This window comes from Senegalimassilia sp., from assembly GCF_977052095.1.
Map to the genome: position 1 here is coordinate 17,636 of NZ_CDRSTZ010000002.1, position 26,581 is coordinate 44,216.

Consider the following 26,581-nt stretch of genomic DNA (forward strand, 5'->3'; position numbering starts at 1 on the left):
TCGGCTGCTCGGTCTTGGCCTGAGCAAAGCTCTGAAGCCGCTCGTCACGCTAACCTACACACTTCGCGAATGATAAGGATTCACTAGGAATTCGAGGTGCCATTTGGCGGCATTTTGGGTTTTGCTTGGGCGTTGGTTTGCGGCAAGAAGGGCTTGCCGCGGATGATGCTGGGGGTCGGGGCACGAAAAAGGCGGCAGCCGATGGCTGCCGCCTTTGCCTTTGCGGAAAGCAAGGACTAGAAGAGTATCCTTGCAATTGCGTGTACGTTGCTGCTAAAAGATAACCAACATGCTAGATATTTATGTCCACGCCCTTGCTACTCATTTTGATCGTATTTCCCCGGGTCGCGGCCTTGCACAATGTTGACCAATCTACTAGAAATTAACGTTGCCGACTTCGGCCAGCTTGAGCTCGGGGTTGTGACCGGTTGCCCACTTCACGTTCCACGAGTTCGTGAACAGCAGCAGCCGCCCTCCGCGCATGTCTTCGACCAGCTTCGTGTCGCGCGTGATGTTCAGGCGCGACGTGTCCAGTTCGTCGGGGTCGTTCTCGATCCAGCGGATGTCGGTGTACGGCATGCCTTGGCGGCGCACTTCCACGCCGTACTCGTTTTTCAGGCGCGTTTCCAACACGTCAAGCTGCAGCACGCCAACCACGCCGGCGATGACGCTTTCCATGCCGAAACCCGGCTCGCGGAAGATCTGCACGGCGCCTTCTTGCGCCAGCTCGTGCATGCCCTTGACGAACTGCTTGCGTTTCAGCGTGTTGACCTGCGTGATTCGCGCGAAATGCTCCGGCGAGAACGTGGGGATGGGCGGGAACTGCACGTGTTCGCCCTTGCACACGGTGTCGCCGATGCTGAAGATGCCGGGGTCGAACAGGCCCACGATATCGCCGGCGAACGCCTCGTCGACGGTGGCGCGGTCGTCGGCCATGAGCGACGTGCCCGTGGCCAGCTTCAGCTTTTTGCCGCCCTGCACGTGGAACGCCTCCATGCCGCGCTCGAACTTGCCCGAGCAGATGCGCACGAACGCGATGCGGTCGCGGTGGTTCTTGTCCATGTTCGCCTGGATTTTGAACACGAAGCCCGAGAATTCCTTGCGCTGCGGGTCGATTTCCTGGCCGCTCAAGGTGTCAAGGTAGGGGCGCGGCGCGGGGGCCAGGTGCAGGAACTCCTTCAGGAACGGCTCCACGCCGAAGTTCGTGAGCGCCGAGCCGAAGAACACCGGCGACAGCTTGCCCGACAGCACGGCGTCAAGGTCGAACTCGTCGGCGGCGCCGTCGAGCAGCTCGATATCGTCCATCAGATTGCGGTGGTTTTCCTCGCCGATCAGCTCGTCAAGCGCGGCGTCGCCCAGTTCGGCCTCGATCTCGGCAACCTTTTTCGCCGAGTTGCCGCGGCCTTCGCCGTCGAATGCGATGACGTTGCGCGTTTGGCGGTCGAATACGCCGCGGAACGTGCGGCCGTTGCCGATGGGCCAGTTCATGGGGTACGTGCCGATGCCGAGCACCGTCTCGATCTCTTCCATAAGCTCGAACGGGTCGCGGCTCTCGCGGTCCATCTTGTTCACGAACGTGAAGATGGGGATGTGGCGCAGCGTGCACACCTTGAACAGCTTCTTCGTTTGGGCCTCGACGCCCTTTGCGCCGTCGATGACCATGACGGCGGCGTCGGCGGCCATGAGCGTGCGGTACGTGTCCTCGGAAAAGTCCTGGTGGCCGGGGGTGTCAAGGATGTTGACGCAGCAGCCGTCGTGCTCGAATTGCAGCACGGACGACGTGACGGAGATGCCGCGTTCCTTCTCGATGTCCATCCAGTCGGACACGGCGTGCTTTGACGAGGCCTTGCCCTTGACCGAGCCGGCCGTCTGGATGCTGCCTGAATACAGCAGCAGCTTCTCGGTGAGGGTGGTTTTGCCCGCGTCGGGGTGCGAGATGATCGCGAACGTGCGTCGCGACGCGATGTGTTCTGCCAGCGTTGGCATGAAGGTCCTTTCCGCAAACCGGTCGCGCGTCCGGGCGCGGGCGCGCCTGGGGGCGAAGCCGGTGAATGGTTTCGTGCGTAACTGTATAAGTATAGCGGCGAACGTACGTGCCCGGAAGATGGGAACGCGGCTGCATACGGAAAGCGCAAGCGGCTGCGTGGCTGGTGACCGGTTGAGAACGGTGACCGGTTGCGCGCGAGAGATGCTAGATGCGGGGGCGCAAACCGCGCGCCCCTACGACGGTGGTTTTACTTGTGGGCTATTGTACCTCGCGCTATGCCGGCCACGAGTCGCCGAAGATCTCGAGGTCCTCAAGCGTCATCTCCTCGACCCATTCGGGTGTGACAACAACGTCCTCCGGGCATGGGCTCGCAAAGCTTGCGTCAGTTTCGCCCCGTTCGCTTGCCGCAAGCTCGGCGTAGCGCGGGTGCTGCTCAAGCCGGTAGGCGTCGTCGCAGATGGCGGGGCAGCCGCGTTCGAACAGCCATCAGCGCCGCGCCGGCGTTGCCAGCAGACTGGCCGCCGGCTTATTCGCGCGCAGGCTGAAGTAGCGCGCCGTCTCCTCGTCCTGAAACCCCAGGACAAGCTGGTGGTCGCAGTTGCCGATGATCGAGTTCGCCGCAGGCTTGCCGTAGCGCGCCTCAAGCTGGCTGACGGTTTGGCACACCACGGTGCAGCTGATTTCGCGGCTGCGAATGACGGACAAGACGTTGTCGAAGTTCGCCAGGTTGAGGTTGGCGAAGTCGTCGAGCATGAACCGCACGGGCACGGTCAGGCGCCCATCGGGGGTGTTGTGGTCGGCCTCGTCGCACAGGGTCAAGAACGCTTGGCGCACGAAAAGGCTGGTCAGCGGGCGCAAGCTGGCGTCCATGTCGTCGATGGTGACGAACAGCGCGCAGCGTTTGCGCCCCAGATGGCGGAAATTGACGCGGCGCGAGCTCTCGTAGGCGGCCATGGCGCCTCTGAAGCCGATTGGCAGCAGGTTAGCCGCGATGATGCCCATGATGCTTGCGTGCATGCGCTCGGCCAGGCACGTCGAGCTTGCACGGCGGTGCAACCGCACGGCGTAGCTGTAGGGGTTTTCGCTCTCAAGCTCGTCGAACAGCTTGCCGGCCTGGTTGTCGCAAGCGCGGTCGAACACGCGGATGACTTCGGTCATCGTTTGGTCCTCTTCGGGAATCGCTTCAAGTACATAGGCGATGTAGCTTGCAGATAGTTCGCTGCGGCAGGTGGCCAGAACGGGTCGGACTCGTGGTCCTCGCGCGGGCACAGCGCGCTGGCGATGGCGAATGAGCTTTCGCTCTCGGGTGCCCAAAAACTATGGGACAGGCGTTCGCTTTTCTGTCAACCCCCGATTTGCGAGGTTTTGGATTTGGCGGCAACGGCCAATGGTCGTCGCTGTGGCTGCTGCTGCGGTTGTCGCTGTGGTTACTGCGGCCGTTCGCGCACGCTTGCGACAGCGTTCCGCCAAAAGGCGCGCGATGTGCGTAGGTTCGCGTGACGTGCTGCATCAGGGCTTCGTCCGGGCCAAGATCGAACAGCCGAAACGTGCGTGGCGCCCCCGCCTTGGTGGCACTGTGCTCATCAACCTACGCACTTAGCGATACTTCGAAACCCGATTCCCGAATGACTGCCCAACGGAAGGTGCGCGATGTGCGTAGGTTGGAGCGGCGCTCCGGCCCATTGTCTTGCTTGCTCGAAATTCGACCAGGGAAAACGCAATGGCCGAATCTCCTTGTTAGCTATCGCGTTTACAACCTACGCACTTGGCGAATAATAGGAAATCACTTGGGTTTAAGAGCGTAAGAAAGGCGGCAATCTGCCGCCTTTCTTACGCTCTGCCGGTCATCTTTCAGTCTGTGGCAAAGATGCGATTGGAAAATCTTTACGCACAATAACGATGACCGAATAAATTATTTGATTACCTGGTGTTACAGTGCTGCGTATTCCTCGTCGGTGACCGGTTCGCACCACTCGTTCGACGTATTTTCGCCTGGGTATTCGAATGCCAGGTGGCTAAACCAGCTGCCTGCCTGCGCGCCGTGCCAGTGCTTCACGTTTGCGGGGATCTCCACCACGTCGCCGGGGTTGAGCGCTTGCGCGGGCTTGTCCTCTTCCTGATACCAGCCCTGGCCGTCAACGCACACCAACACCTGGCCGCCGCCCTTGTCGGCGTGATGGACGTGCCAGTTGTTGCGGCAGCCCGGCTCGAACGTGACGTTGAAGATGGGCAGGTACGCGTCCGGCGCCGTCACCGGGTTGAGGTAGGACTGCCCGATGAAGTATTGCGCGAAGCTGTCGTTGGGCTTGCCCAGGCCGAAAAAGCCGCCGTGCTGTTCGGCCGCGTCGGCCGCCGCGGCGTCGTCCTCGGCGTACACTTCCTTGGCAATGTTGAACGCCGCCCACGCGTTCGGCCAGCCGGCATAAAACGCGATATGCGTGAGGATCTCGGCCATCTCAACTTGCGTCACGCCATTGTTTTTGGCGCTCATCAGGTGATACTTCAGCGAGCTATCCGTGATGCCCTTGCCAATAAGCGCGCTGATGGTAACGATGCTGCGCTCTTTCAGCCCCAGCTTGTCGGTGCGATTCCACACCTCGCCGAACAGCACGTCGTCGTTGAGGTGCGCAAATTCGGGCGCGAATTGCCCCAGCGCGTCGTGGCCTGCGGTCTGCTTAACCATATGAATGCTTCTTCGCTTGCTTGTTTGTCTTTCGTTGAACGAAATGCACCTTAGAACTTAAAGCATGCTCTAAGTCAAGGTAGTCGCTGCAATCTTTACGGGCATCATGCGTTTTGCGAAGTGCCATGGTTTGCTTGTTGCCCAGCGCTGCCACGCGCTCGCCTTCGGCTGGCCTTACAGGTCCTTGCGCTTATAGATGCGCAGGCTGATGGCGCAGCTGGCGGCAAGGGCAAGCGCGCCGATGGCGGCGATGCCGGCCACCATCGGCCCGGCGTTCGCTTCGATCCAGTCGGCCACCTCGTACATTATGGGCGCATCGAGTACTTGCGACAGCGCCGCAATTCCCAGCCCGATGACCAGCAGAAACGTCAGCGTGGCATAGCGCACGCCCTTCGCGTTGCCGAACTTCACCAGAAACGGCTGCATACAGGCAACAAGTACCAGCACCACGGCGGTCGAACAAATGCACGTGGCTGCAAGCTCGAATGCGGGCATTGGCTCGAACTCGGCGATTGCGGCTGGGCCGATGACGTTGCCGGCCATGCCCAGCACGAACGCCGCCGCGATGGTCGCAGCTGCGAACAGCAGGATTGCCGCGTATCGGCCGACTACGATGTCGCGCCGCGAAAACGGCAGCGCAGCGCGGTAGCGCCCCCAGCCGTTGGCCATGTCGGCGTTCATGAACGTGAACATGATCAGCAGCGGTTCCATTGCGCACAGCACCGACATCATCGCGGGCGTTTGCAGCGACCAGCAAAGGAACGCGTAGACGATCACGAATGTCCCCAACGCGGCCAAAAGCGTAGACCGCACATAGGAGAATTCCGTTTGCAAAATGGCTTTCATCAGGCGTTCCTTTCTCTAGCGCAGCTGGCATTCACCGTTGAGGGCGAACTGTAGGTAGTCTTCGATGGTGGCGCGGTCGCAGGCGATTTCGGGAAACGCTTGCGCGAAGGCGAACCGGTTCGGCACCAGCACGTCGGTGCAGTACGCGCGGCGGATGGCGCGCGGCGTGGAAATGCCGAAGGTGGCGAAGGGGTCGGCGGGTTGGCCGGCGCGATGGTCGTTCGGGCTTGCGGCTGTTGCGCCTACTTGCTTGCTGACGTATTCGCCCGAGCTGCTGACTGGCAGGCTGGACATGCCGCCGACCTGGGCATTCTCCGACGTTTCGCCTTCTGCGACATTCGGCTCGGCTCCGGTCTGTCCAACTTCGGCCAGTACGCGCATGACTTCGCACGCTTGCTCGGCGGTGCAGTGCGCCACGCCGGCATCGTCGGTGATCTGCTCGCGCGGCAGGTTGAACGCGATGCGCCCGGCGTCGATGCCCACGACGCGGTCGGCTACGCGCTCAAGATCGCTGGTGATGTGACTGGAAAGCAGCACGCCGCGCTGCCCGTCGCTGGCGAATTCACGCAGCCGGTCGAGCACGCCATCGCGCGCAATCGGGTCCAAACCGGCGGTTGCCTCGTCGAGTATCAGCAGGTCAGCGCCGTGCGAAAGCGCTACGGTTAGCTGCAGCTTCATGCCCATGCCGCGCGACAGGTCGCGCACTTTCGCTTTCGGCGGGATGTCGAACTCGTCAAGCAAGCTGGCGAAACGCTGCGCGTCCCAGCGCGCAAACGCGGGCGCCACGCACGCAATCGCCTGCTTCACCTTCAGCTCGGCGGGGAAGGGGCACGTGTCGAACACGACGCCGAGTCGTCCGCGCAACCGCCGCTGCGCCTCGGCGGGCGCAGTGGCCCCGAAAGGCTGGCCGAACAGGCGCACGTTGCCGCTATCAAGGTGCAAAAGCCCCAAGATTGCGCGGATCACCGTGGTTTTGCCCGCGCCGTTTGCGCCAACAAAACCAACGATTTCCCCAGGTTGTAAGGCTATGTTCACATCGGCAAGCGCAAAATCGTCGCTGAGACGCCTGCCTGCGCCGCGAACTTCGAAAAGGGTCTCCATGTTTGTTTCCGTCTCTAGTTGTGCGACTCGTCGGCCATGAGGTCGAGCATGCTGTGCAGCTCGTCGCGGGAAACGCCCAGGCGCGCGGCCTCGTCGGCCGCTTTCGCCAGCAGTTCCTCCACGTGGCGCAGGCCCTCTTCGCGCAAAAGCTCGCGGTTGCCCGCCGCCACGAAGCTGCCTTTGCCCTGCACGGTTTCGATGAACCCGAGCGCTTCCAGGTCGGAATACGCGCGCTTCGTCGTGATGACGCTGACGCGCAGCCCGTTTGCAAGCGCCCTGATGGAAGGCAGTTTTTCGCCGCAGGCCAGTTCGCCTGAGAGGATCTGCCCCTTGATTTGCTGCGATATCTGCTCGTAGATGGGCAAGTCGCTGGTGTTCGATAGGATGATGTCCACGCTATCTCCTGTGCTTGCGGCTCCGCTGCGCACGCGGTGCCTCGTGCTGCCCGAGCGTCCTCGCGCGGCACGTGTATATAACCGGTAAGCACAGTATATATACACTATGCACAGTTGACAAGAGGTTGCTTGCTTTTGCGGGGCGAATTACACCCACCAGGCCATGGCGGCGGTACCGGCTACGATGAGCGCAAGGCCGGCCAGGCCGCGCGGCGTGAGCTTCTCGTGGAACACCAGGAAGGCGAACAGGACGGAAATCAAGATGGACAGCTTGTCAATTTGCACCACAACGCTTACCTGACCTGTGGCGATGGCGTAGTAGTAGCACAGCCACGACGCGCCGGTGGCCAGGCCCGATAGCGCCAGGAAAAGCCACGATTTCCCGCTGATGCTGCCGATGGCGGAAAGTGGCCCGGCCAGTGCCGCCATGATTCACGCGAACACCAGCACCACGCACGTGCGCAGCGCCGTGGCCACGTCGGAGTCGGTGGTTTTGATGCCGCACTTGGCAAGAATCGATGTGATGCCGGCGAAAAATGCCGAAGCGAATGCTGCCGCAATCCAAGACATAGAGGTAAGCCCTTTAAGTTGCAAGTTGTTCCTGATTGATTGGAGGCGTTTGGCGAAGTGGTGGGCGGGATTCGCTTCGTAAAGACTTCGTAAAGCGCTTGTTGAAGCGCTCGTCCTTGCGCCGTTGGGCCTTGGTGCGTGGTGCATTGAGCAAAAGGGTCGCGAAGTGCGTAGGTTGAGCGACGTCTTCGTGAATGGCCGTGTACCACCGAGCAATATGGCCTGGTCGGCTTCTGCTGGGATAGCGCCCTGCGCTGGCTTGCGGCGAGAACCTACGCACTTCGCGAATGATAGTGAATTGCTTGGAATTTCGTGCGCGAATTGGCGATTCTGGAACTGAGATGTGGGGAGGGGCGATTCCAACGCAAAAGGCCCAAGCGGCGTGATTTGCCGTTTGGGCCTTTTGCGTGAAGTGGCTGCGGGGTTTGTGTTATCGGTTGTTGGCGAGGTATTCGTTGACGCAGGTGTGGAAGCCTTGCGCGTTGCCGGGGAATGTGAGGGGGCTGACCTGGTCGTTTTCGTTGACAAGCAGCAGGGAGCCATCGCCTATGGACGTGCCGGTGCTGGTGAGTGACATGGTGTCGCATGCCCAAACGTGGGCGTGCGGGCTGTCTGGCGCCCAAACCGACGGGGCCGTGGCGGTTTCGACGGGCGTGTGCCCGACCAGTTGGCTGATGCCGGGCAGCGGGTCGTCGGCAAGGTCGCGCAGATCGGCCCACAGCGGGCCGGGCAGCTCCCATCCGCCGCGCGAGGGCGGGCAGCTGTCGAGCGCGCTCCAGCAGTCTGGATTGGCCAGCATGGCGTTAAGGCGCTCGGCAATGGCGCCCGCGTTCTGTTCGCCCAGGTCACACAGGTAGCGCTTCGCCCATGCGCGGGTGACGCCGGCGTGCGTGCACAGGTGCGACCCAATGGCGCAGGCAAGCTGCGCGTGCAGTCTGTCTTCAAGCAGCGGGCGGATGTCGCGCATGAGTGAGACGATGGTGCCCGGCCCGCGCCGCCCGCGAATGTAGCAGAAATCGTGGTTGCCCAGCAGTACGTCCACGCGCATGCCTTCGGTGCGGCGGCGCTCCGCCCAGTCCGCGTACTGCTCGAGCGCCTCGCGCGCCTGAAACGGCCGCGCGCCCCAATCGTCGCACGCATCGCCCAAAAACACCACGCGGCCGATTGCGGGCCGTTCGGCCAGCAGCATGTCGATGCGTGGCAACACAAACGGCTGTTTCAAGTGCAAATCTCCAACAACAAGCGTTTCCACGGTGTCTCCTTCTGGTTGTGACGTCAAACGCCAGGTTATCCAAACAGCTTCGCGACTTTTGGCGAATCGTGTGCCGCCAGGTAAAACGACACGTTGACCTCGGGGTCTTCGATAGGGATGCTCACGCGGCTGCCTCCGATGTTGCGATAGCGCATGCGCACGGCCACGTCGGTGGTGAAGCACGGCAGCGACGACTGTCGGATGACCTCGGCAAGCGCGAAGTCGTCGCCTTGCACCAAGAACTTCGAAGCTGTGAGCCTGTTGCGGCATAAGTCGCTCCAAAACCCCAGGTCAGAACCAAGCAAGAAGTTGAACCCGTTCAAGTCGTCAAGCGTTACCGATGTGCGCCCCGCCAGCGCGTGGTCGCGTTTCACGCACACGAACAGCTGCTCGTCCATAAGGTGCCGCACGCGCAATCCCTGGTCATCGGGCCGGTACGGCAGCACCGCGATATCGCATGCGTTGGTGCGCAGCGCCTGTTCGGTTGCCGGCAGGTCGGCCACGCGCGTGTTCGTGGAAAGCCCCGGATACAGCCGCGTGATGCGCGGTACCAAATCCCACAGCGGGGCGGGCGCGCACGATACCACGCTGATGGTGCACAGGCTGCGGTCGAACGCCTGCACCTGCGCCACGGCGGCATCGGCTTCCTGCAATACGCGCCGCGCGCGCTCGACGGCCAGGCGCCCGGTTTCGTTCAGCGTGACCTTGTTCTTGTCGCGATTGAACAGCGTTGCGCCGAACGCGGCCTCGACGTGGCGCATCGAGCGCGTGATGGTGGGCGTCGACACGAAGAATCGTTCGGCCGCTTTCGAGAACGATCCCAGCTCGCTGACGGCGATAAGTTGTTGCAGCTCCAGCAAATTCAGCATAGGACACCTTTTCATAAGGCTCTGCTGAAGCGCCTTTGGCACTTGCTTGGCAAAGGTTGGGGCAGCGTGCGCGCGTGGGAGGGGATCGTGCCTTGCTGGCTGCATTTGCGCCTCTCGCGTGTTGACTTTGGTCTTGCAGAGCATTTTACATTTCATAATCTGAAACGCAGATTGCACACTTCGTAGGATACAACGTGGGTAGACGCGCGTAAAGTTCCAACCATGCAATATGAAAGCATTTCAACTTACGAAAGGATTGCGCATGGAATACATCACGCTTAACAACCAGGTGAAGATGCCCATCCTGGGTCTGGGCACGTTCATGCTGGAGCCCGACGACGCGCAGGCTGCCGTGGAGTGCGCGCTGGCGAACGGCTACGAGCTGATCGACACCGCCAACGCCTACGTGAACGAAAAAGCCGTTGGCCGCGGCATGAAGGCGTCGGGCAAGGCGCGCGAGGAAATTTTCCTGGAAACGAAGCTGTGGCCGTGCTTCTACGAAAGCGACACCGCCGTTGACGAAACGCTTGAGCGCCTGGGCGCCGACTACATCGACCTGATGATTTTGCACCAGCCCGCCGGCGACTTCATCTCCGGCTACCGCAAGCTTGAAGCCGCCTACAAGGCCGGCAAGCTGCGCGCCATCGGCGTGTCGAACTTCAACGAGGCCGAGATTTCCCAGGTCATCGAGCAGTGCGATGTGGTGCCCGCCATCGTGCAGATGGAGTGCCATCCGTATTTCCCGCGCACGGACATGAAGCCGTTTTTGGCCGAGCGCGGCATCGCCGTGCAGTCGTGGTACCCGCTGGGTGGCCGCGGCAACACCGTCATCCTTGACGAGCCCGTCATCGCCGAGCTGGCCGCGAAGTACGGCAAGACGCCCGCGCAGGTTATCATGCGCTGGCAGGTGCAGGAGGGCAACGTGGTCATTCCGGGTTCGAAGACGCCTGCGCACATTGCCGAGAACATCGACGTGTTCGATTTTGAGTTGACCGATGCGGAAATGGCCCAGATCAGCGCGCTGGACAAGGGCAAGCCGTTCTACGTGCGCACCGACGAGGCGCTGGCGGGCTTCGCCGCCTGGCATCCGGACGTGGAAGGTCAAAAGTAGGGAAGCGCATTTTTGCGCGATTCCGAAAGCGGGGATAACCCGGTGATGTTCAGCTTCGAACGAATATGGCCACTGTTGGGCAAAAAGTCTAGAAGCTGAACGAGACGCAAGGCAAAAGCCCGGTTCAAATCAGCGTTTGCGCTGTTTGAACCGGGCTTTCTTGCGGTTTGGGCGCTGTGCGATTCAGGAAGTGCGTTTTATGTCCACGATATTCCACATGTGGGGCGCAAAATCGCGCGAAACTCGCTCATCCGATTCAGAATCTCGCATTTTTGCCCAACAGTGGCCACTTTTGCGAATTCCTGAACGTCGCCCCTGCATTCGCGCCTGCTCTACGAGCGAAACGTCACGCCTTCGGGCAGGTCGTTGGGGTCGAACTCGTCCTCGTCGTCCTGGGCTGGCGTGTCGGCGGCCGCCTCGGCCGGCTGGGGCGCAGCTTCGCGTACTTCGCCGAACGCATCGTCGAACGCGCCGAATGCTGCGCGCGGCACGGCGAACGTGATGTGGCCGATGGCTCCGGGGTGCGCGGCAATCCAGGCGCGGAACAGCTCGATCACCACTTCGGCATCGAAGCCCTGCGGGCCCGCGCCGAACGCGCCCACGATAAGCGTTTCGGCACCGTTAGCTGCGGCAATGCGCAAAAGCGCCTCGATGCGCGCCCCCAGCGCCACCTCAACCTCGCGCTCGCTGCGATGGTTTTCCAGCGCGCGGGCGCGGTTCGGCTCGGGGATGGCCAGCACGTCGGCGTGACGAATCTCGCCATCGCGCGTGAACGTCACATCGGGCAGGTACAGCGCGCGGTCGGTGAACAGCTGCCCGGATGCAAAACCGCGGTTTGCGTCGTGGTAGGCACTTTTGCAACCCTGCAAAACCGGGTACAGGTTGCTCTCCGAGCACAAAATCTGCTCGGGCCCGAACGCGCCGTCCTCGTAAGCGCCGCCGGGGCGCGTAAACGAGCACGGGTCAACCAGCACCACCTTGCCGTGCGCCGCATGCAGCGCCTTCACGGCGAAGTCGCTGGTCACGCTGGTGGTGGTAACGGCACCTTCCTCGACTTCGGGCAGCTTAAGCTCGCGGCCTTCGCCGTCTTCGTAAATCTTTGCGTTCTCGATAGTCTTCGCGGCGTCGCCGGCGAACGCCCCGCGCATGAGCGCAAGGTTCTTCGCCGCGGCGGCGCGCCGCTCGTCACGGGTGGGCATGGTTCCTCCTTCGGGCAGGTGAATGTTCCGCCTTCAATAGTAGCAGTCGGCGAAACCGCGGCGCCGAAACTTGCAAAACGTTGCCGCGATTTAACCCGAACGGCTGCAGCCTTCGCGTGCAAGGCGACTTTTGCGCAAAGCGCAAAACCGACTTTCGCCGACGCTTCCCGTTCGCATTGCCGGCGCTCGTGCCTTTTGCTCGGTCGTGCCTCCCCGTAGCCTACTGATGAAGGTTGCGGGGAGGTGGGCTTGGCCACGGTTGCCTTATTCCTGCACCTTCAGCGCCAATGCCAGCGGCACGCGCTTGATGCGGCGCACGTGCAGCAGTGCCACCACCAGGTACGTTGCGAACCCGATGGCTATCACCTCTGCAATAGCGGAAAGCGGCACGAAAATCTCGATGTTGCCCGAGTACGCCAGCAGCATGGCGCGGAAGATGGCCGTCAGCCCGCCGATGATAAGCGGCTGGCACGCTACGAGCGACACCGCCACCGTCAGCGTGATCGACCGCACGTACAGGCGGCTGATTTCCCGGTCGCGGTAGCCGAACACCTTCATGTAACTGATGGCGCGCGCCGAACGGTCGATGACTGATTTCGTCAGCAAATACATGAACACGAGGAAAATGAACACGGAAAGCCCCACCAGCATGCCGATCATATCGTCCATCATGCCTACGAACTGCTCGCCGATGGCGTCCATGTCTGCCGGCGTCAAGTCGCTGGCAAGATAGCGCGCGTCCAGATCAAGCGGCTGGTCGGACGCGTAGGCGTTGAAGTAGCCCGTGTCATTGCCGAATAGGCGGTTGAAGTCGTCAAGGCTCATATACACCGCCATGTCCGACTTCGAGCCCCACGTGAACCCGTCGCCTTCGAACACCACGTCGTGCGCTTCGTCGGCGTACTTGTCGTACAGGCTGACCGTCTGCCCCTCGGCGAAACCGAACTTGTCGACAAGCCCGCGCCCGAACACCGCGCGCCCGCTGCTCACGCCTATGCCGTCCCAGTAGCGCGAATCGGGCGCCACGCCATACACGGTGATGCTTTCGGTGCCGTTGCCCGAACCGCGGTCATACTCCAGCGTGTACACGGCGTACTTCTCGGCCTGCTCGATCTTCGCCGCGCCATTGTCGCGCGTGTTCACGGGGTGCACGTTGTCGCCGTCGGCGTCCACATCGGCGGCATCCTGCAGCAGCTCAACGACGTCATTGCGCGATTTTCCCAGGTCAGCGGCAATATCGTCCACGCGCTCGTACAGGCGGTCCTGTGCGGCCGCCGCCGCATCCTGCGCCTGCTGCGCCGCTGCAAGCCCCTCGGCCGTAGGCGTTGCGGCAAGCGCATCGGCGGCCGCCTGCAGCGCATCGCCCGCACGCGAAAGCTCGTCGGCGGCATCGGCCGCGGCGGAAAGCTTGCCGCCCTCCACGTTCGCCAGCTCGTCGACCGCCGACCACGCGGCGCGCTCGTCGTCGGTGCCCTCAAGCTCAAGCGGCGCCTTCAGCGTGTACTCGTGCTCGGCCACCACGTTGCTGCGCAGGTTTTCCGCGTAGTGCGTCATGGTCGGCAAGATAGCCAGCGAAAACAGCAGCAGCATGCTGGCAAACCCGATGCCGATGAACAGCGTGGCGAAGTTCCCCAGGTTGCGCAAAAACACGCGCAGCCGGAACCGCGCGGTGAACCCCAGCCGCTCAGGCAGCGCAAGCCCGCGCTTCACGCCGCCTTTGCTGGTTTCGTGGCGCAAAAACTCCAGCGGCGTGTGGCGCATCTTGCGCACAAGCCCCGCCAGCGTGATGAACACCAGCACGGCCACGGGCACCACCGTCGTTTTCGCGAACACGCCCCAGCTCCACGTGGCGTAGTACGGCGGCAGGCTGTAGCTGCCGTAATACAGGTTGCGCATGGGCTCGCTCATCAGCGTGAAGCCCGCCACGTTGCCCACCACGGCAGCGGCCACGCCCACGGCGCACGGCAGCGCCAGGTAGTGCGCCACCAGCTCGCGCCGGCGATAACCGCTGGCCAGAAGCGTGCCGATGATGGCGCTTTCCTCCTCGATGGTGCCCGAGGTCAGCACCACGAACACGAACGCCATGATGGCGATGATGATGTACAAAAGCACGCTCCACATGGTGGAGTCGCCCGACACGTCGTCGGCGGCGTACCCGATGCCCTGGTTCGACGCGGCGTCGGTCAGGTCATTCACGGTGGCGTCGGCGTCGGCCAGCGCGCGCACCATGTCCTTTTCCGCGTCCGTGCGCTCGGCCAGCGTCAGGTCGGGGCTGCGGAACGTGAACGAGTACGTGAATGCCGGCTGCTGCCCGTCCGCGCGCAGGGCGGCGAAGCCCGCATCGGACGCTTCGGCCACGCCGAACGTCAGCGTGTTCACCGTGAAGTCCGAGTTGTTCTGGAACAGCGCCTGGTTGTCGGGGGTGGTCATGATGCCGCACACGGTGAAACTGCGCCCGTTGAGCGTGATGGCGTCGCCCACGCGCACATCGTTGTTCTGCGCGAACACGCGGTCGACGGCCACTTCGTCGGCGGCCTCGGGCACGCGCCCCTCGGCGTATGCGGCCAGGTCAACGTCGGTGCGGTGCACGTAAGTTCGCAACGTGCAGTCGCGCCCGTCGTTGCTTTCGGCCGCGCAATCCGCGTCGATCGACCAGTTGGCGAACATGTCGATGCCGCCTGCGTCCTCGGCCGCGCCGCGCGCGGCATCAAGCTGGGCGTCGGTGGCTTCGAACGCGGTGGTGAAGCGGCCGTCTTCCACGTGGTAGGTGGTCGGGATGTCGTCGATGATGACGCTGATGGAGTGCGCGGCGGTCAGAAAGCCCGACGTCAGCGCGATGGTCACGGACATCAGCAGGAAGATTCCCAGGTATTTACCCAGGTTATTCCGCATTTCGCGCGGAAAGCGCTTGCGCAAAGGCGATGCCATGACAGCCTCCTACCACGTCAGGTCGCGCGCACGCATGCGCTCGGCGTTCACGACGTTTTCGACCAGCTGCCCGTCGCGCAGGCGCAGCACGCGGTGCGCCATGTGCTTGATGGCGTCGTTGTGCGTGACGATGACGACGGTGCAGCCGAAGTCGCGGTTGACGGTTTCCATAAGCTCGAGGATTTCCTTCGACGTTTGGTAGTCCAGCGCGCCGGTGGGCTCGTCGCACAGCAGCAGGCCGGGGTTCTTCACGAGCGCGCGGCCGATGGCGCAACGCTGCTGTTGGCCGCCGGAAACTTGGCGCGGAAACTTCGCGCGGTGCTCGTAGAGGCCCAGGCTGCGCAGCAGGTCATCGATGGGCAGCGGGTTTGCGGAAAGATGGGCTGTGACCTCAATGTTCTCGCGGATGGTAAGGTCGGGCACCAGGTTGTAGAACTGGAAGACGAACCCCAGCTTGTCGCGGCGGTATTCGCCGAGCTGCTTGGGCGTGAGCGCCGTGAGCTCCGTGCCGCCCACCGTGATGGACCCGGCGTCGGCGGCTTCCAGCCCGCCCACCAGGTTGAGAAACGTCGACTTGCCGCTGCCCGAAGGGCCCAGCAGCACGCAGATTTCCCCGGCGCCCACGGCGCAGCTGACGTCGTGCAGCACGCTCACGCGCGCCTCGCCTTCGCCATAATGCTTGCACAAGCCGCTGACCTGCAAGTACGGGTTCGCGGGTGCAGCGTTCGGCACGTCAGTGGGCGAATTCGTTGCGGTGGGGGATTGCTGTGCGGGGGCGTCGTTCATGCCCATAGCGTGCTCCTTCTATCAGGCGTTTTGCGTTTCGGTGCGTTGTGCTCCGCTAGTTTCCATAACCTAACTATATAGCACAGGTTACCCATGGGTGACAATAGGCAACACCCTATGTGGCGAAGCTGGCTCTTGCGTAGCGCTTTCGGGCCCTTAGGCTCGAAACCATCGCGAAGTGCGTAGGTCGTTGGCGGCTCGTCGGGGAGCAGGGCGGGGCGAAAAGGCCGACCAGGGAAAACGCCAACGGCGCAAACGCGACAGCACGCCTTCCGTCTCGAACCTACGCACAACGCGATAGTTCGAAATCGACTTCCCGAGTAATCCCCGAACGAAACCTACGCGAAGTGCGTAGGTTGAAGGCAGCAACCCGCCCGCACTGCCGCCATTTGCGCTCGATGCGGCCGGAATCAGACGCCTGGCCGTGGCCAACCTACGCACAACGCGATAGTTTCGAACAGCAAGCGAACAAACGCCTCTCCGTAATCCGCCGAAATGCACCGTATTCCGAAAATGTGTGCAGTTACTTACCGGTTTTCGCTGGCAGGCCTATACTTTCCGTCTTATACGCAAATGCGCCGGTGGAAAGGCCGGCGAACGAAGGCAAGCGGGGGAGTCGCTTGCGGCGCGCAGGCGATGGCGCGCCAGGAACGGAGGACATCATGGCATCGAAATCAGGCGCCGCGCGTGCGGCGTGGTCCGGCAAGTGGGCGTTTATCTTGGCGGCCGCCGCGTCGGCCATCGGCTTGGGAAACCTGTGGCGTTTCCCGTACTTGGCGGCGAAATACGGCGGCGGTGTGTTCCTTATTACCTATGTGGTGCTGGTGGTGTCGTTCGGCTTCACGCTGATGATGCTTGAGGCCGCGCTCGGCCGCAAAACAGGTCAAAGCGCGCTGGGCGCGTTCAAGTCGTTCGGCAAGAAATACGCGTTCATCGGCATTCTGACCTCGGCAATTCCGTTCATCATCGTGCCGTATTACTGCATCATCGGCGGTTGGGTGCTCAAGTACGCCGGTGCCTACATCACCGACGGCTCGGCGGCGCTGGCCGACGGCGGCACGTACTTCACGAACTTCATCTCGGGCGGCGGCGAAAGCTTCATCTGGGCCGTCGCGTTTTTGGCAATCGTGTTCGCCATCGTGGCGCTTGGCGTGAAAAACGGCATCGAGCGCGCTAACCGCATCCTCATGCCCATCCTGCTGGTCATGACCGTGGGCATCTGCATCTACGAGCTGACTATGCCCGGCGCCATCGACGGCCTGGCCTACTATCTCACGCCAGACTTCAGCAAGTTCAGCGTGCAGCTGGTGGTGGCCGCGCTGGGGCAGATGTTCTACAGCTTGTCGCTGGCCATGGGCATCATGATCACGTACGGCTCCTACATGCAGAAGTCCGACGACCTTGAGCAGTCCGTGCGCCACATCGAGATCTTCGACACCGGCTACGCGTTTTTGGCCGGCCTCATGATCGTGCCCGCCGCGTTCGTGGCCATGGGCTCGGCCGATGCCGTGGCGTCGAAGTCCGGCCCGTCTCTCATGTTCATCATCTTGCCGAACGTGTTCGACCAGATGGGCGGCATCGCCTCGGTTATGGGCTTTCTGTTCTTCCTGCTGGTGGTGTTTGCCGCGCTGACCAGCTCCATCTCGTTGACGGAAACGTGCGTGTCCATCGTGCAGGACAGCGCGCACACCACGCGCAAAAAGGCGCTCGGCATCACCATGGCGTTCATCTTTATTATGGCCATGATCGTGAACCTAGGCTATTGCCAGCTGGCCATGATCCAGCCGCTTGGCCCGGGCAGCACCATCCTGGACTTCCTCGACTTCATCTCGAACTCGGTGATGATGCCCATCGCCGCGCTTCTGGCCTGCGTGTTCGTCGGCTGGGTTATCAAGCCGAAAGCCATCATCGACGAGGTCAAAATCTCCAGCCCCTTCAAGGCCGAGAAGATGTTCACCGTCATGGTGAAGTACATCGCGCCGGTGCTGCTGGTCATCATTCTGCTTGCCTACGTGGCAGCGCAGTTCGGCCTGTTCAGCATGTAGCGCGATCGCGCGATGCGCGGCTTGCGCTGCGGGGCGTCGAAGGCGTGCCGCGCTTTTTGCGGGGGACGACGGCGAAAAGGCTCACGTTCAAAGGAGGGTGGCAGCGGCCGCCCTCCTTTTTTCGTGCCGCCGGGGTCTCCGGAACGTGTGGGAGGGACCTCGTCGCGCACAAACTCGCTCGAGTTTGGGACTTAATTCCTTTCTCGGAGCGCGGTCCTAAAAGTGGCGCGCATTTCCCCAGGTCAAGTCAAAGTGCTTTGCGGCGCTATCTGGCGCGTCGCAAGCAAGCGCGATAACGCAGGGCTCGAACATTCCTCTTGCCGGCGGCTTCCCGATTGTTTCCAACGTGTTAATTCGCGCGCCGCCAGGCGCAAAACGCGGCGCGTGCGCCCAGTTAATCCCCGTTTCCCTATCGGTTTGGGTGTAAAGTTGTGCATTAGCATTACTTGCACGTTTCACGAAGGAGCATCACGATGACGGTCGAGAAGAAAGATCTTGACTGGGGCAGCCTCGACTTCGGCTACCACCAGACCGACTACAGCTACGAGGCCCATTGGAAGGACGGCGAATGGGACGAGGGCGGTCTGACCACCGATCATGACCTGCACCTTTCCGAGTGCGCCGGCATCTTCCATTATTGCCAGGAAGTGTTCGAGGGCTTGAAGGCCTACACCACGGCCGACGGCACCATCGTGTGCTTCCGCCCCGACATGAACGCCGAGCGCATGTTCGACTCCGCTCAGCGCCTGGAAATGCCCGGCTTCCCGAAGGACAAGTTCGTCGACGCCGTCAAGCAGGTCGTGAAGGCCAACGCCGCGTGGGTGCCGCCGTTCGGCTCTGGCGCCACGCTGTACGTGCGCCCGTTCATGATCGGCTCCGGCGAGGTCATCGGCGTTGCTCCTGCGCCGGAATACACCTTCCGCATCCTGGTCACGCCTGTCGGCCCGTACTTCAAGGGCGGCCTGAAGCCCATCAAGCTGCGCGTCTCCGAGTACGACCGCGCCGCACCGCACGGCACCGGCAACATCAAGGCCGGCCTGAACTACGCCATGTCGCTGCGCCCCACCATGGAAGCGCACCGCAACGGCTACGCCGAGAACATCTACCTGGATTCGCAGAGCCGCACCTACATCGAGGAAACCGGCGGCGCGAACGTCCTGTTCGTGAAGGAAGACGGCACGTTGGTGGTGCCGAAGTCCCACACCGACTCCATCCTGCCGTCCATCACGCGCCGCAGCCTGGTGCAGGTGGCCAAGGACCTGGGCATGACCGTCGACGAGCGCTACGTGACCTGGGAAGAGGTTGCCAGCGGCGAATTCGTCGAGTGCGGCCTGTGCGGCACGGCGGCTGTTATCAGCCCCGTCGGCCAGATCGACAACAAGGTGTACGGCGCCGACCAGGAGGTCACGTTCCCGGCTGGCTGCACCGAGATCGGCCCGGTCATGAAGAAGCTGCGTGAAACCCTCACCGGCATCCAGGACGGCGACCTGGAAGACAAGCACAACTGGGTCTGCAAGATCGACGTCGACTAGTCGCGCGGTTGTTAACAACATAACCACATGTGAAGGGCGGCTCCCACGGGGCCGCCCTTCTTTGTGCGTGGGCTCGCTGGCATGGCGAACGCGGAAGGGCGGTTTAGTGTGCGCCCTGTTGCGTGCAGGTTGCTGGCCCATGCGCCCGTCTGCCAGCGCCTTCGTCCCCACATTTCGTTGCCCATCCGGCAACGCTTGCGTTGCGTTTTCGCGGAGAGGGTTGCCCCGTGGCGCGCTGGCTCGTACCATCTAGGGACGGAAACCGGGGCACCGAGCGCGACGTGCGCGGCGGGCCCACATACAGCGAGAGGGGTTTCTCATGAGCAAGTACGCAGGAACGCAGACCGAGAAGAACCTGCAGGCGGCGTTTGCCGGCGAGTCGCAGGCCACGAACAAGTACACGTATTTCGCGTCGGTGGCGAAGAAGGAAGGCTACGAGCAGATCGCCGAGATCTTCCGCAAGACGTCGGCCAACGAGCAGTACCACGCCAAGATGTGGCTGCGCGAGCTTGAGGGCATCGGCACCACGGCCGAGAACCTGACCGCTGCCGCCGAGGGCGAGAACTACGAGTGGACCGACATGTACGACGGCTTTGCCAAGACGGCCGAGGAAGAGGGCTTCCCGGAGCTGGCCGAGAAGTTCCGCCAGGTTGGCGCCATCGAAAAGCACCACGAGGAGCGCTACCGCGCGCTGCTGCACAACGTGGAGACCGCGCAGGTGTTCGAAAAGAGCGAGGTCAAGGTGTGGGAATGCCGCAACTGCGGCCACATCGTCGTGGGCACGCAGGCCCCCGACGTCTGCCCCGTGTGCGCCCATCCGCAAGCCTACTTCGAGATCGCGGCTGAGAACTTCTAGGCCACTGCGTCTCCAAGATAGCGCCCGCAAAACCGCAGGTCATACGAGAAAAGCCGCCCCAAGGGCGGCTTTTCTTATGCTGGCCGCCAAAGATGGGCGAGCGCTTTTTGCAGCGGTTGGTTGCGGCAGAGAATAACCCGGCTACCCGTCCAAAGCTAGCCGCGTTCTCAGTACAAGCGATACCGCTCGGCCAGGGTGCCGTCTTCCGTGTGCCGCGCTCGGCTAGCTTCGGCAAACGCTGCTTCGTGGAATTCCCCGCTATTCGCGCGTTTGCGCTCGCGCTGCCGCTTGCGCTTGCGGCACACTGTTCGGCAAGCGAAAACCCCGACGAAAGGACTTCACCATGAAGGCTCGCATCATCCACTGGTGCATCCACGTGCTTGATAAGGAAGCGTCCATCGCGTTTTACGAGCGCGCGCTCGGCTTCCACGTGGCGCACGAAATGGGCCCCGACGACGGCTCGTGGTCGAACACGTACCTGGTCAACGACCAGTCGCCGTTCGAGATCGAGCTGACGTGGAACCGCGGTCGCACCGAGCCCTACGCAAACGGCGGGCGCGACACGCACATCGCCTTCGCCGTCGACGACATGGAAGCCGCGCGCAAGCTGCACGAGGACATGGGCTGCATCGTGTTCGACAACCCGCGCATGGGCATTTACTTCATCGCCGACCCCGACGGCTCCTGGATCGAGATCATCCCCGGCGACTTCTCGTTCGGCGAATAGGGAAGGGCGAAGGCGGCGCGCCGGCTGCGCCCTTCAGGCAAGGTTGCCGACCGCGGCCGCGCAGGTCTTGCGCCGGGCGGCGAACCTCGCAGCTGCGTTGCCGTTTCGCGATGCGGCCGTTCCCCTTGCAGCCGCTTGCCCCCGTTCGCGACTTCGCGTGCTCGCCGCGCCAGCCCGCAATCCGCCCGCGCGCGGGCGCGGCGTTTGCGGTATGATGGCGGGTACGTATTTCACGAGTTAGGAAGTTTCAGCATGTCGCTTTCCATCGGTATCGTGGGCCTGCCCAACGTCGGCAAGTCCACGCTGTTCACGGCCCTCACGAACAAGGGCGACCTGGCAGCCAACTACCCCTTCGCCACCATCGAGCCCAACGTCGGCATCGTGCCCGTGCCCGACAACCGCCTGGAGAAGCTGGCCGAAATCGACCACCCCGCCAAAATCGTCCCGGCCACGGTCGAGTTCGTCGACATCGCCGGCCTGGTGGCGGGCGCCAGCCAGGGCGAGGGCCTGGGCAACCAGTTCCTGGCGAACATCCGCGAGACGGATGCCATCTGCGAGGTTGTGCGCTTCTTCAGCGACCCCGACGTTGTGCACGTCGACGGCCGCGTGAACCCCACGTCGGACGTGGAAACCATCAAAACCGAGCTCATTCTGGCCGACATCGGCACGCTGGACAAGGCTCTGCCGCGCCTGGAGAAGGAAGCGAAGCGCGACAAGGCGGGCGTGAAGAAGCTTGAGGTGGCGAAGAAGGTGCTCGAGGGCCTCAACGAGGGCCATCGCGCCCGCACGCTCGGCCTTGACGAGGACGAGCAGGACGCCATCTACGACCTGCACCTGCTTACCATGAAGCCCATCCTGTACATCGCCAACGTCGACGAGGACGCCCTTGATGCCGATCTGGCCGAGATTGACGGCTGCCAGCCGGTGCCCATTTCGGCGAAGGTTGAGGCTGACCTGGCCGAACTCGACCCGGCCGAAGCCAAGGAGTACCTGGAGGCCATGGGCCTTGAGGAGTCGGGCTTGGCACGCCTGGTTCGCAGCGCCTACAAGCTGCTGGGCCTGCAAAGCTACTTCACCAGCGGCGAAACGGAAACACGTGCTTGGACCATCCCCATCGGCGCGAAGGCCCCGCAGGCCGCCGGCGTCATCCACTCCGACTTCGAGCGCGGCTTCATCAAGGCCGAAACCGCGTCGTATGCCGACTACGTCGAACTCGGCGGCGAACTGGGCTGCCGCAACGCCGGCAAGCTGCGTCAAGAAGGCAAAGAATACGTCGTGCAAGACGGCGACGTCATGCATTTCAAGTTCAACGTATAAAGCGTTCGCGAACAAAGCGATTGCTTCCAAAAGGAGCCCCGTTGTCGGGGCTCCTTTTCTCTTGTTGGGGTTTGCGTGAGCTTTGTGGGAGGGCTTGCGCGCAAAGTCGACAAAGGCGCTTGGGTTTCGCCCCGAACTGTTTGCGTGCTGTTGTATATTGGGAATAGTGCAATTATCGGGATGAATGAGCCGTTTGCGGTTACGAACGAACGGGGCTCGTGCTGACGTGGTGAAGGGGGCGCTTGCCAGCACTGATGAGATTTGGCACAAGTGGCCCGTCGATTTGTTCTCGAACAACGGACGCGAACTGCTTGCGGCGGCCGATGCGCTGGTGGGCTAGCCGATGAAAGTGCTCGTGCTGCTCCCAAGGCTTCCTTTGCGCCAAACCCCAACCCGCCGACTACTCCCTAGACGTGTAGCTTGCAGCAATGTTGGCCGCGCGCGGCCGCGCTGTCGTATAATCCTTGCGTTCGATAATGTGGCCGCGGTTTGCGGCTTTTCATATGCCCTGATGCCGCGCGGCGCGGGGTTCGCGAGGATGGTGGATTCGATGAAAACAAACGATTTCGACTATCGAACAGCCCAGTGGGCTGTTCGAACCCGAGCAGCGCGAAGCGCAGCGCAAGGCCTGCGAGGAAGGTTGGTGGCTCGATGAAGACGAGTGATTTCGACTACGATCTCCCTCAGGAGCTCATTGCGCAGGAGCCGGCGGCGGTGCGCGACGCGTGCCGCATGCTGGTGATGGACCGGCAAACGGGCGCGCTTGAGGACCGCATCTTCCGCGACATCATCGACTACCTCAACCCCGGCGATCTGCTGGTGGCCAACGAAACCCGCGTCATGCCCGCGCGCCTGCTTGGCGCGAAGCGCGGCACGGGCGGGCAGTCCGAGGTGTTCCTGTTGCGCCAGCTCATGGGCGAGAAAGCAACGAAATACGCCGATGTGCCGCACATTGCGGGCCAGCCTGCGCCCGGCGAAAACCAGCAAGCCATCTGGGAAGTGCTCGTGCGCCCGGGCAAGCGCTTGAAGCCCGGCAGCGGGGCCGTTGTCGACTTCACGGACGCCGAAGGCAACGTGGCGCTATCCGCCGAGATCATCGACTGGGCCGAAGGCGCCCAGCGCGGCGAGCGCGTCGCACGCCTGACTACGACGCATCCCTCGCTTGACCAGGCACTTCACGCGGTTGGTCACACGCCGCTGCCGCCGTACATCAAGCACTACGCCGGCGACGAAGAGCTCTACCAAACTGTCTATTCGCGCCGCGAAAGCTCGGCCGCTGCGCCCACGGCCGGCCTGCACTTTACGCCCGAGCTCATCGAGCGCGTCAAGGCCAAGGGCATCGACTGGGAAACCGTCGAGCTGGAAGTGGGCCTCGACACGTTCCGCATCGTCGACGAGGAAGACCCGCTGGCGCACAAGATGCACACCGAGTTCTACACCGTGCCGCAGAAAACGGTTGACGCCATCAACCGCACGCACGCCGCGGGCGGGCGCGTCATCGCGGTAGGCACCACCAGCGTGCGCAGCTTGGAAAGTGCGTGGGACCCGGCCGCGAACGACGGGCAGGGCGCCATCACGCCGCGCAACCGCGACGCTACCAGCCTGTACCTGCTGCCCGGCAGCCAGTTCCACGTGGTCGACGCGCTCATCACGAACTTCCACGTGCCGCGCAGCACGCTCATGATGCTGGTCAGCGCCTTCAGCAGTCGCGAGAACGTCATGAACGCATACCGGCACGCCATCAGCGAGCGTTACCGCATGCTCTCGTTCGGCGACGCGATGTTCATCAAATAGCCGCCGGCGCCTGAGCGTTTTGCGGGCAGGCTAGCTTGTGTGGCAGCCGCGGAAGGGGCCGGCAGGGCAATGCCGACCCCTTCTTTGCTTTATCAGGGTTTACGGAAAGCGCTGCTGACCAGCCGCAAAACACCTGATGGCAAGCACGTTTTAATCAGTCGAGCGGCGAAGAAAGGAGCGCAGCATGGACAAGCGGCCCCGTGGGTCCATTGCGACCCGCATCCGCGCCTTTCTTGCGCGCGAGGCCGTGCTGGCGGTGGCGGCCACAGCCGCGCTGGCGTCCTGCGCGCTGGTGCTGCCGGACGCCGCTTATGCGCGCTACATCGACTGGCATACGCTTGCGCTGCTGTTTTGCCTGATGACGGTGGTGGCGGGCTTCCGTAAACTCGGCGTGCTGGACGCGGCGGGCGCTTGGCTGGTCGCGCGCGCCCGCACGCCGCGAGCTGTGGCCACGGCGCTGGCGGCCCTCGCGTTTTTCGCCAGCATGTTGGTGACGAACGACGTGGCGCTCATCACGTTCGTGCCGCTGGCGTTGGTGGTGCTGCGTCGCGCGAACATGGAAGCGCGCCTGTGCCTGGTGGCCACGCTCATGACGGTGGCGGCGAATCTGGGCAGCATGCTCACGCCCGTCGGCAACCCGCAAAACCTGTACCTGTTCACGGCGTCGGGCGTGAGCATAAGCGAGTTTCTCCAGCTCATGGCCCCGTACACGTTAGCGTCGGCCGCTTTGTTGACTGCCGTGATCGCGCTGGCGTTTCGCGAAAAACCTACCCAGATGGCGAAGGGGAAGGGGCTGGCGAAGTCCGAAAGCGTGACGAGCCCGGTCGCGGTTGTCCGCAATCGACAGCAAGCTCGTCGCGAAAGCAATGCAGATGCGAACGATGCCAGAACATTCTGCTCGCCGAGTGGGCCGGGCTTTTCCGAAGGCGAACGCCCTGGCGGCCAGACGAAACCTTTCGAATTCACCACCCATCCCATCCGATTCGCGCTCTACCTGGCGCTATTCATCGCCTGCCTTGCCTCCGTAGCCGGTGTGCTAGACGTGCGCGTGCTGCTGGCAGTGGTGTTGCTGGCAACGGCGCTGTCCGACGCCAGTTTGCTGCGTCGCGTCGATTGGGGGCTGCTTGCCACGTTCGTGGCGCTGTTCGTGTTCGTGGGCAACATGGCGCGCGTGCCGCTGCTGCATGACGCGTTGGTCGCGGCGGTAGACGGCAACGCGCTGCTGGCGGCCGTCGGCGCCAGCCAGGTCATCAGCAACGTGCCCGCCGCCGTGCTGTTGTCGGGGTTCACCGACCGGTGGTCGGCGCTTATCGTGGGCACGAACCTCGGCGGCCTGGGCACGCTCATCGCGTCCATGGCAAGTCTTATCACGTTCAAGGCCGTCTCAGTCGGCCGAGCCGGCATCCGCACGCACTACCTGCGCACGTTCACCCTGGTCAACGTAGCGTTTCTGACGGCGCTTCTGGCGTTGGCGTTTGTTTTTGGGCCTACGGCATAGCGTTCGATGCCATTGCATGTCCTGTTCGGTTGCTGGCGGTTTGGCCGCGTGCTATTGGTAAGCGCCGCATCACGACCAGCCATTTCTTTTCGTGAATGCACGAAACCTTATCGATAACCAACCACAACCGAAGAGCTAGCGTAAAATCATCGTCAAAAACCGCCCACAACTGTTATCCATCGGCCCCGCACCAAAAAAGCCCCTGCCACCTGGGTTTGTTCCCAAGTAGCAGGAGCTTTCGATCGCGGCAAACGCAATAGGCGCCGGTTTCGCCGCCGGCATCCACTACTTCTTGTGGCCCTTGCGGTAGCCCGTCACGTGCATAAGTGCCAGCAGCTTGCCGTTCTGGTCGGTCATCTCAACCTCGTAGCGCATGGTGCGGCGCGTGGCCGACACGCAATGGCAGCGCGCGTACACCGTGTCGCCCAGCTGCGCCGACGCGATGAAGTCGATCTGCGAATTCAGCGTCACAATCTCGTTCTTAATGTAGTGGCACGCCGCGCCGAACGAGTAGTCGCCCAGCGTGAAATAGCACCCGCCCATGGGGATGCCGATGCCGTTTAAGAACGACTCGTCGATGGTCATGGTAGCGGTGGCGCTGTCTTCGCCCAGCTCAACCACCTTCATGCCGTTTTTCGTGGCGAACCTGTCGCTGGTGCAATACGGATCTTTTTCGTCCTCGAATGCCATGGTCCCTCCTTGGCTTGAACCCTCGCATGCCGGTCGCAAACCCCGCGCCGGCAATCCCTGCAACCCATGCTAACACTAGCAGCGCGCCAACGCCCCGCAATTCGCGCCCCGCAACCCCAGCCTGCTATTGAATTCGCCGATTCAATAGCGGCGTGCGGCTATAGCCAAATAACGGAGCGAGCCACGGTGCCAAAAGTATTATGAAAACGTAATACTTTTGACACCAGCAAAAGCGCGTTCAATTGGGTTGGCAAGGCGCATTCCGGATCGGTCGGCTATTGTGCGCGCAAAGGCGCGGCAAACATACGGCAGGGTGCCATATTTCCACTGCCGCCGTGCGCGGGGGTGGATATTTGATACTGTGACGAACGGGGGCTATTCAAACGCGAAGGCAC

General features: G+C 62.5%; 25 protein-coding genes. 10 read left to right on the forward strand and 15 right to left on the reverse strand.

The window, feature by feature from the left end:
* Positions 1-96: 96 nt before the first annotated feature.
* Complete coding sequence (locus ACWI6D_RS00645; protein ID WP_303251430.1) at positions 97-240, forward strand: hypothetical protein; 144 nt, start codon at positions 97-99, stop codon at positions 238-240.
* A gap of 135 nt (positions 241-375) precedes the next feature.
* On the opposite strand, the gene ACWI6D_RS00650 is transcribed toward ACWI6D_RS00645, so the two are convergent.
* The 11 genes from ACWI6D_RS00650 to ACWI6D_RS00700 all read right to left on the reverse strand — a co-directional run bounded on the left by ACWI6D_RS00650 (position 376) and on the right by ACWI6D_RS00700 (position 9,703).
* Positions 376-1,986, reverse strand: coding sequence for a peptide chain release factor 3 (locus tag ACWI6D_RS00650; RefSeq protein WP_449133279.1), 1,611 nt, complete (start codon positions 1,984-1,986; stop codon positions 376-378).
* A gap of 487 nt (positions 1,987-2,473) precedes the next feature.
* A complete protein-coding gene (locus ACWI6D_RS00655; protein WP_449133280.1) occupies positions 2,474-3,256 on the reverse strand; it encodes a type IV secretory system conjugative DNA transfer family protein in 783 nt (260 codons plus the stop codon).
* Between the two features lie 661 nt (positions 3,257-3,917).
* Positions 3,918-4,670, reverse strand: a complete 753-nt coding sequence (locus tag ACWI6D_RS00660; RefSeq protein ID WP_449133281.1) for a carboxymuconolactone decarboxylase family protein — start codon at positions 4,668-4,670, stop codon at positions 3,918-3,920.
* On the reverse strand, positions 4,663-4,824 hold the full coding sequence (locus tag ACWI6D_RS00665) for a hypothetical protein (protein ID WP_449133282.1): 162 nt from the start codon (positions 4,822-4,824) through the stop codon (positions 4,663-4,665). The genes ACWI6D_RS00660 and ACWI6D_RS00665 overlap by 8 nt, the downstream gene beginning before the upstream one ends.
* Positions 4,825-4,844: 20 nt before the next feature.
* Positions 4,845-5,516, reverse strand: coding sequence for an ABC-2 transporter permease (locus ACWI6D_RS00670; RefSeq protein ID WP_449133283.1), 672 nt, complete (start codon positions 5,514-5,516; stop codon positions 4,845-4,847).
* Between the two features lie 15 nt (positions 5,517-5,531).
* The gene (locus ACWI6D_RS00675) at positions 5,532-6,617 is read right to left on the reverse strand and encodes an ABC transporter ATP-binding protein (protein WP_449133284.1); all 1,086 of its coding nucleotides are present in this window, start codon (positions 6,615-6,617) and stop codon (positions 5,532-5,534) included.
* A 14-nt stretch (positions 6,618-6,631) separates the two neighbouring features.
* A complete protein-coding gene (locus ACWI6D_RS00680; RefSeq protein WP_129425092.1) occupies positions 6,632-7,012 on the reverse strand; it encodes a GntR family transcriptional regulator in 381 nt (126 codons plus the stop codon).
* A gap of 147 nt (positions 7,013-7,159) precedes the next feature.
* Positions 7,160-7,441, reverse strand: a complete 282-nt coding sequence (locus tag ACWI6D_RS00685) for an EamA family transporter (protein ID WP_449133285.1) — start codon at positions 7,439-7,441, stop codon at positions 7,160-7,162.
* 3 nt (positions 7,442-7,444) lie between these two features.
* Positions 7,445-7,582, reverse strand: a complete 138-nt coding sequence (locus ACWI6D_RS00690; protein WP_449133286.1) for a hypothetical protein — start codon at positions 7,580-7,582, stop codon at positions 7,445-7,447.
* Positions 7,583-8,012: 430 nt separating this feature from the next.
* The gene (locus tag ACWI6D_RS00695; RefSeq protein WP_449133287.1) at positions 8,013-8,834 is read right to left on the reverse strand and encodes a metallophosphoesterase family protein; all 822 of its coding nucleotides are present in this window, start codon (positions 8,832-8,834) and stop codon (positions 8,013-8,015) included.
* Positions 8,835-8,869: 35 nt separating this feature from the next.
* Positions 8,870-9,703: a LysR substrate-binding domain-containing protein gene (locus tag ACWI6D_RS00700; RefSeq protein WP_449133288.1), complete on the reverse strand. Its 834-nt coding sequence runs from the start codon at positions 9,701-9,703 to the stop codon at positions 8,870-8,872.
* Between the two features lie 262 nt (positions 9,704-9,965).
* Between ACWI6D_RS00700 and ACWI6D_RS00705 the strand changes: the two genes are divergently transcribed.
* On the forward strand, positions 9,966-10,814 hold the full coding sequence (locus tag ACWI6D_RS00705) for an aldo/keto reductase (RefSeq protein ID WP_449133289.1): 849 nt from the start codon (positions 9,966-9,968) through the stop codon (positions 10,812-10,814).
* 332 nt (positions 10,815-11,146) lie between these two features.
* Here the strand turns inward: ACWI6D_RS00705 and ACWI6D_RS00710 are convergent, their stop codons facing one another.
* The 3 genes from ACWI6D_RS00710 to ACWI6D_RS00720 form a co-directional block, all read right to left on the reverse strand.
* Positions 11,147-12,013 carry a TIGR02452 family protein gene (locus ACWI6D_RS00710; RefSeq protein WP_449133290.1) on the reverse strand — a complete coding sequence of 289 codons (867 nt, stop codon included), beginning with the start codon at positions 12,011-12,013 and terminating at the stop codon, positions 11,147-11,149.
* Positions 12,014-12,277: 264 nt separating this feature from the next.
* On the reverse strand, positions 12,278-14,941 hold the full coding sequence (locus ACWI6D_RS00715) for an FtsX-like permease family protein (RefSeq protein WP_449133291.1): 2,664 nt from the start codon (positions 14,939-14,941) through the stop codon (positions 12,278-12,280).
* A 9-nt stretch (positions 14,942-14,950) separates the two neighbouring features.
* Positions 14,951-15,733, reverse strand: a complete 783-nt coding sequence (locus tag ACWI6D_RS00720) for an ABC transporter ATP-binding protein (protein WP_449133292.1) — start codon at positions 15,731-15,733, stop codon at positions 14,951-14,953.
* Positions 15,734-16,389: 656 nt separating this feature from the next.
* Here ACWI6D_RS00720 and ACWI6D_RS00725 point away from each other — a divergent pair.
* The 8 genes from ACWI6D_RS00725 to ACWI6D_RS00760 all read left to right on the forward strand — a co-directional run bounded on the left by ACWI6D_RS00725 (position 16,390) and on the right by ACWI6D_RS00760 (position 25,496).
* The gene (locus ACWI6D_RS00725; protein WP_449133293.1) at positions 16,390-17,772 is read left to right on the forward strand and encodes a sodium-dependent transporter; all 1,383 of its coding nucleotides are present in this window, start codon (positions 16,390-16,392) and stop codon (positions 17,770-17,772) included.
* 473 nt (positions 17,773-18,245) lie between these two features.
* Positions 18,246-19,304: a branched-chain amino acid aminotransferase gene (locus tag ACWI6D_RS00730; RefSeq protein WP_302719049.1), complete on the forward strand. Its 1,059-nt coding sequence runs from the start codon at positions 18,246-18,248 to the stop codon at positions 19,302-19,304.
* 319 nt (positions 19,305-19,623) lie between these two features.
* A complete protein-coding gene (gene rbr / locus ACWI6D_RS00735) occupies positions 19,624-20,160 on the forward strand; it encodes a rubrerythrin (protein WP_302935780.1) in 537 nt (178 codons plus the stop codon).
* Between the two features lie 343 nt (positions 20,161-20,503).
* On the forward strand, positions 20,504-20,887 hold the full coding sequence (locus ACWI6D_RS00740; RefSeq protein WP_129425071.1) for a VOC family protein: 384 nt from the start codon (positions 20,504-20,506) through the stop codon (positions 20,885-20,887).
* Between the two features lie 252 nt (positions 20,888-21,139).
* Entirely contained in the window at positions 21,140-22,204 is a 1,065-nt protein-coding gene (ychF, locus tag ACWI6D_RS00745; protein ID WP_449133294.1) for a redox-regulated ATPase YchF, read from the forward strand.
* A 193-nt stretch (positions 22,205-22,397) separates the two neighbouring features.
* Entirely contained in the window at positions 22,398-22,544 is a 147-nt protein-coding gene (locus ACWI6D_RS00750) for a hypothetical protein (RefSeq protein WP_449133295.1), read from the forward strand.
* 311 nt (positions 22,545-22,855) lie between these two features.
* Positions 22,856-23,998, forward strand: coding sequence for a tRNA preQ1(34) S-adenosylmethionine ribosyltransferase-isomerase QueA (gene queA, locus ACWI6D_RS00755; RefSeq protein ID WP_449133296.1), 1,143 nt, complete (start codon positions 22,856-22,858; stop codon positions 23,996-23,998).
* Between the two features lie 184 nt (positions 23,999-24,182).
* Positions 24,183-25,496, forward strand: coding sequence for an SLC13 family permease (locus ACWI6D_RS00760; RefSeq protein ID WP_449133297.1), 1,314 nt, complete (start codon positions 24,183-24,185; stop codon positions 25,494-25,496).
* Positions 25,497-25,781: 285 nt separating this feature from the next.
* Here ACWI6D_RS00760 and ACWI6D_RS00765 read toward each other — a convergent pair whose 3' ends face one another.
* Positions 25,782-26,186, reverse strand: a complete 405-nt coding sequence (locus tag ACWI6D_RS00765; RefSeq protein ID WP_302718536.1) for a PaaI family thioesterase — start codon at positions 26,184-26,186, stop codon at positions 25,782-25,784.
* Between the last annotated feature and the right edge of the window lie 395 nt (positions 26,187-26,581).

Excerpts from the sequence above, each read along its gene's own strand:
- ACWI6D_RS00650 (WP_449133279.1), bottom strand. The coding sequence starts at position 1,986 with ATGCCAACGCTGGCAGAACACATCGCGTCGCGACGCACGTTCGCGATC.
- ACWI6D_RS00660 (WP_449133281.1), bottom strand. The coding sequence starts at position 4,670 with ATGGTTAAGCAGACCGCAGGCCACGACGCGCTGGGGCAATTCGCGCCC.
- ACWI6D_RS00670 (WP_449133283.1), bottom strand. The coding sequence starts at position 5,516 with ATGAAAGCCATTTTGCAAACGGAATTCTCCTATGTGCGGTCTACGCTT.
- ACWI6D_RS00675 (WP_449133284.1), bottom strand. The coding sequence starts at position 6,617 with ATGGAGACCCTTTTCGAAGTTCGCGGCGCAGGCAGGCGTCTCAGCGAC.
- ACWI6D_RS00685 (WP_449133285.1), bottom strand. The coding sequence starts at position 7,441 with ATGGCGGCACTGGCCGGGCCACTTTCCGCCATCGGCAGCATCAGCGGG.
- ACWI6D_RS00690 (WP_449133286.1), bottom strand. The coding sequence starts at position 7,582 with ATGTCTTGGATTGCGGCAGCATTCGCTTCGGCATTTTTCGCCGGCATC.
- ACWI6D_RS00700 (WP_449133288.1), bottom strand. The coding sequence starts at position 9,703 with ATGCTGAATTTGCTGGAGCTGCAACAACTTATCGCCGTCAGCGAGCTG.
- ACWI6D_RS00705 (WP_449133289.1), top strand. The coding sequence starts at position 9,966 with ATGGAATACATCACGCTTAACAACCAGGTGAAGATGCCCATCCTGGGT.
- ACWI6D_RS00710 (WP_449133290.1), bottom strand. The coding sequence starts at position 12,013 with ATGCCCACCCGTGACGAGCGGCGCGCCGCCGCGGCGAAGAACCTTGCG.
- ACWI6D_RS00715 (WP_449133291.1), bottom strand. The coding sequence starts at position 14,941 with ATGGCATCGCCTTTGCGCAAGCGCTTTCCGCGCGAAATGCGGAATAAC.
- ACWI6D_RS00720 (WP_449133292.1), bottom strand. The coding sequence starts at position 15,733 with ATGGGCATGAACGACGCCCCCGCACAGCAATCCCCCACCGCAACGAAT.
- ACWI6D_RS00725 (WP_449133293.1), top strand. The coding sequence starts at position 16,390 with ATGGCATCGAAATCAGGCGCCGCGCGTGCGGCGTGGTCCGGCAAGTGG.
- ACWI6D_RS00730 (WP_302719049.1), top strand. The coding sequence starts at position 18,246 with ATGACGGTCGAGAAGAAAGATCTTGACTGGGGCAGCCTCGACTTCGGC.
- rbr (WP_302935780.1), top strand. The coding sequence starts at position 19,624 with ATGAGCAAGTACGCAGGAACGCAGACCGAGAAGAACCTGCAGGCGGCG.
- ACWI6D_RS00740 (WP_129425071.1), top strand. The coding sequence starts at position 20,504 with ATGAAGGCTCGCATCATCCACTGGTGCATCCACGTGCTTGATAAGGAA.
- ychF (WP_449133294.1), top strand. The coding sequence starts at position 21,140 with ATGTCGCTTTCCATCGGTATCGTGGGCCTGCCCAACGTCGGCAAGTCC.
- queA (WP_449133296.1), top strand. The coding sequence starts at position 22,856 with ATGAAGACGAGTGATTTCGACTACGATCTCCCTCAGGAGCTCATTGCG.
- ACWI6D_RS00760 (WP_449133297.1), top strand. The coding sequence starts at position 24,183 with ATGGACAAGCGGCCCCGTGGGTCCATTGCGACCCGCATCCGCGCCTTT.
- ACWI6D_RS00765 (WP_302718536.1), bottom strand. The coding sequence starts at position 26,186 with ATGGCATTCGAGGACGAAAAAGATCCGTATTGCACCAGCGACAGGTTC.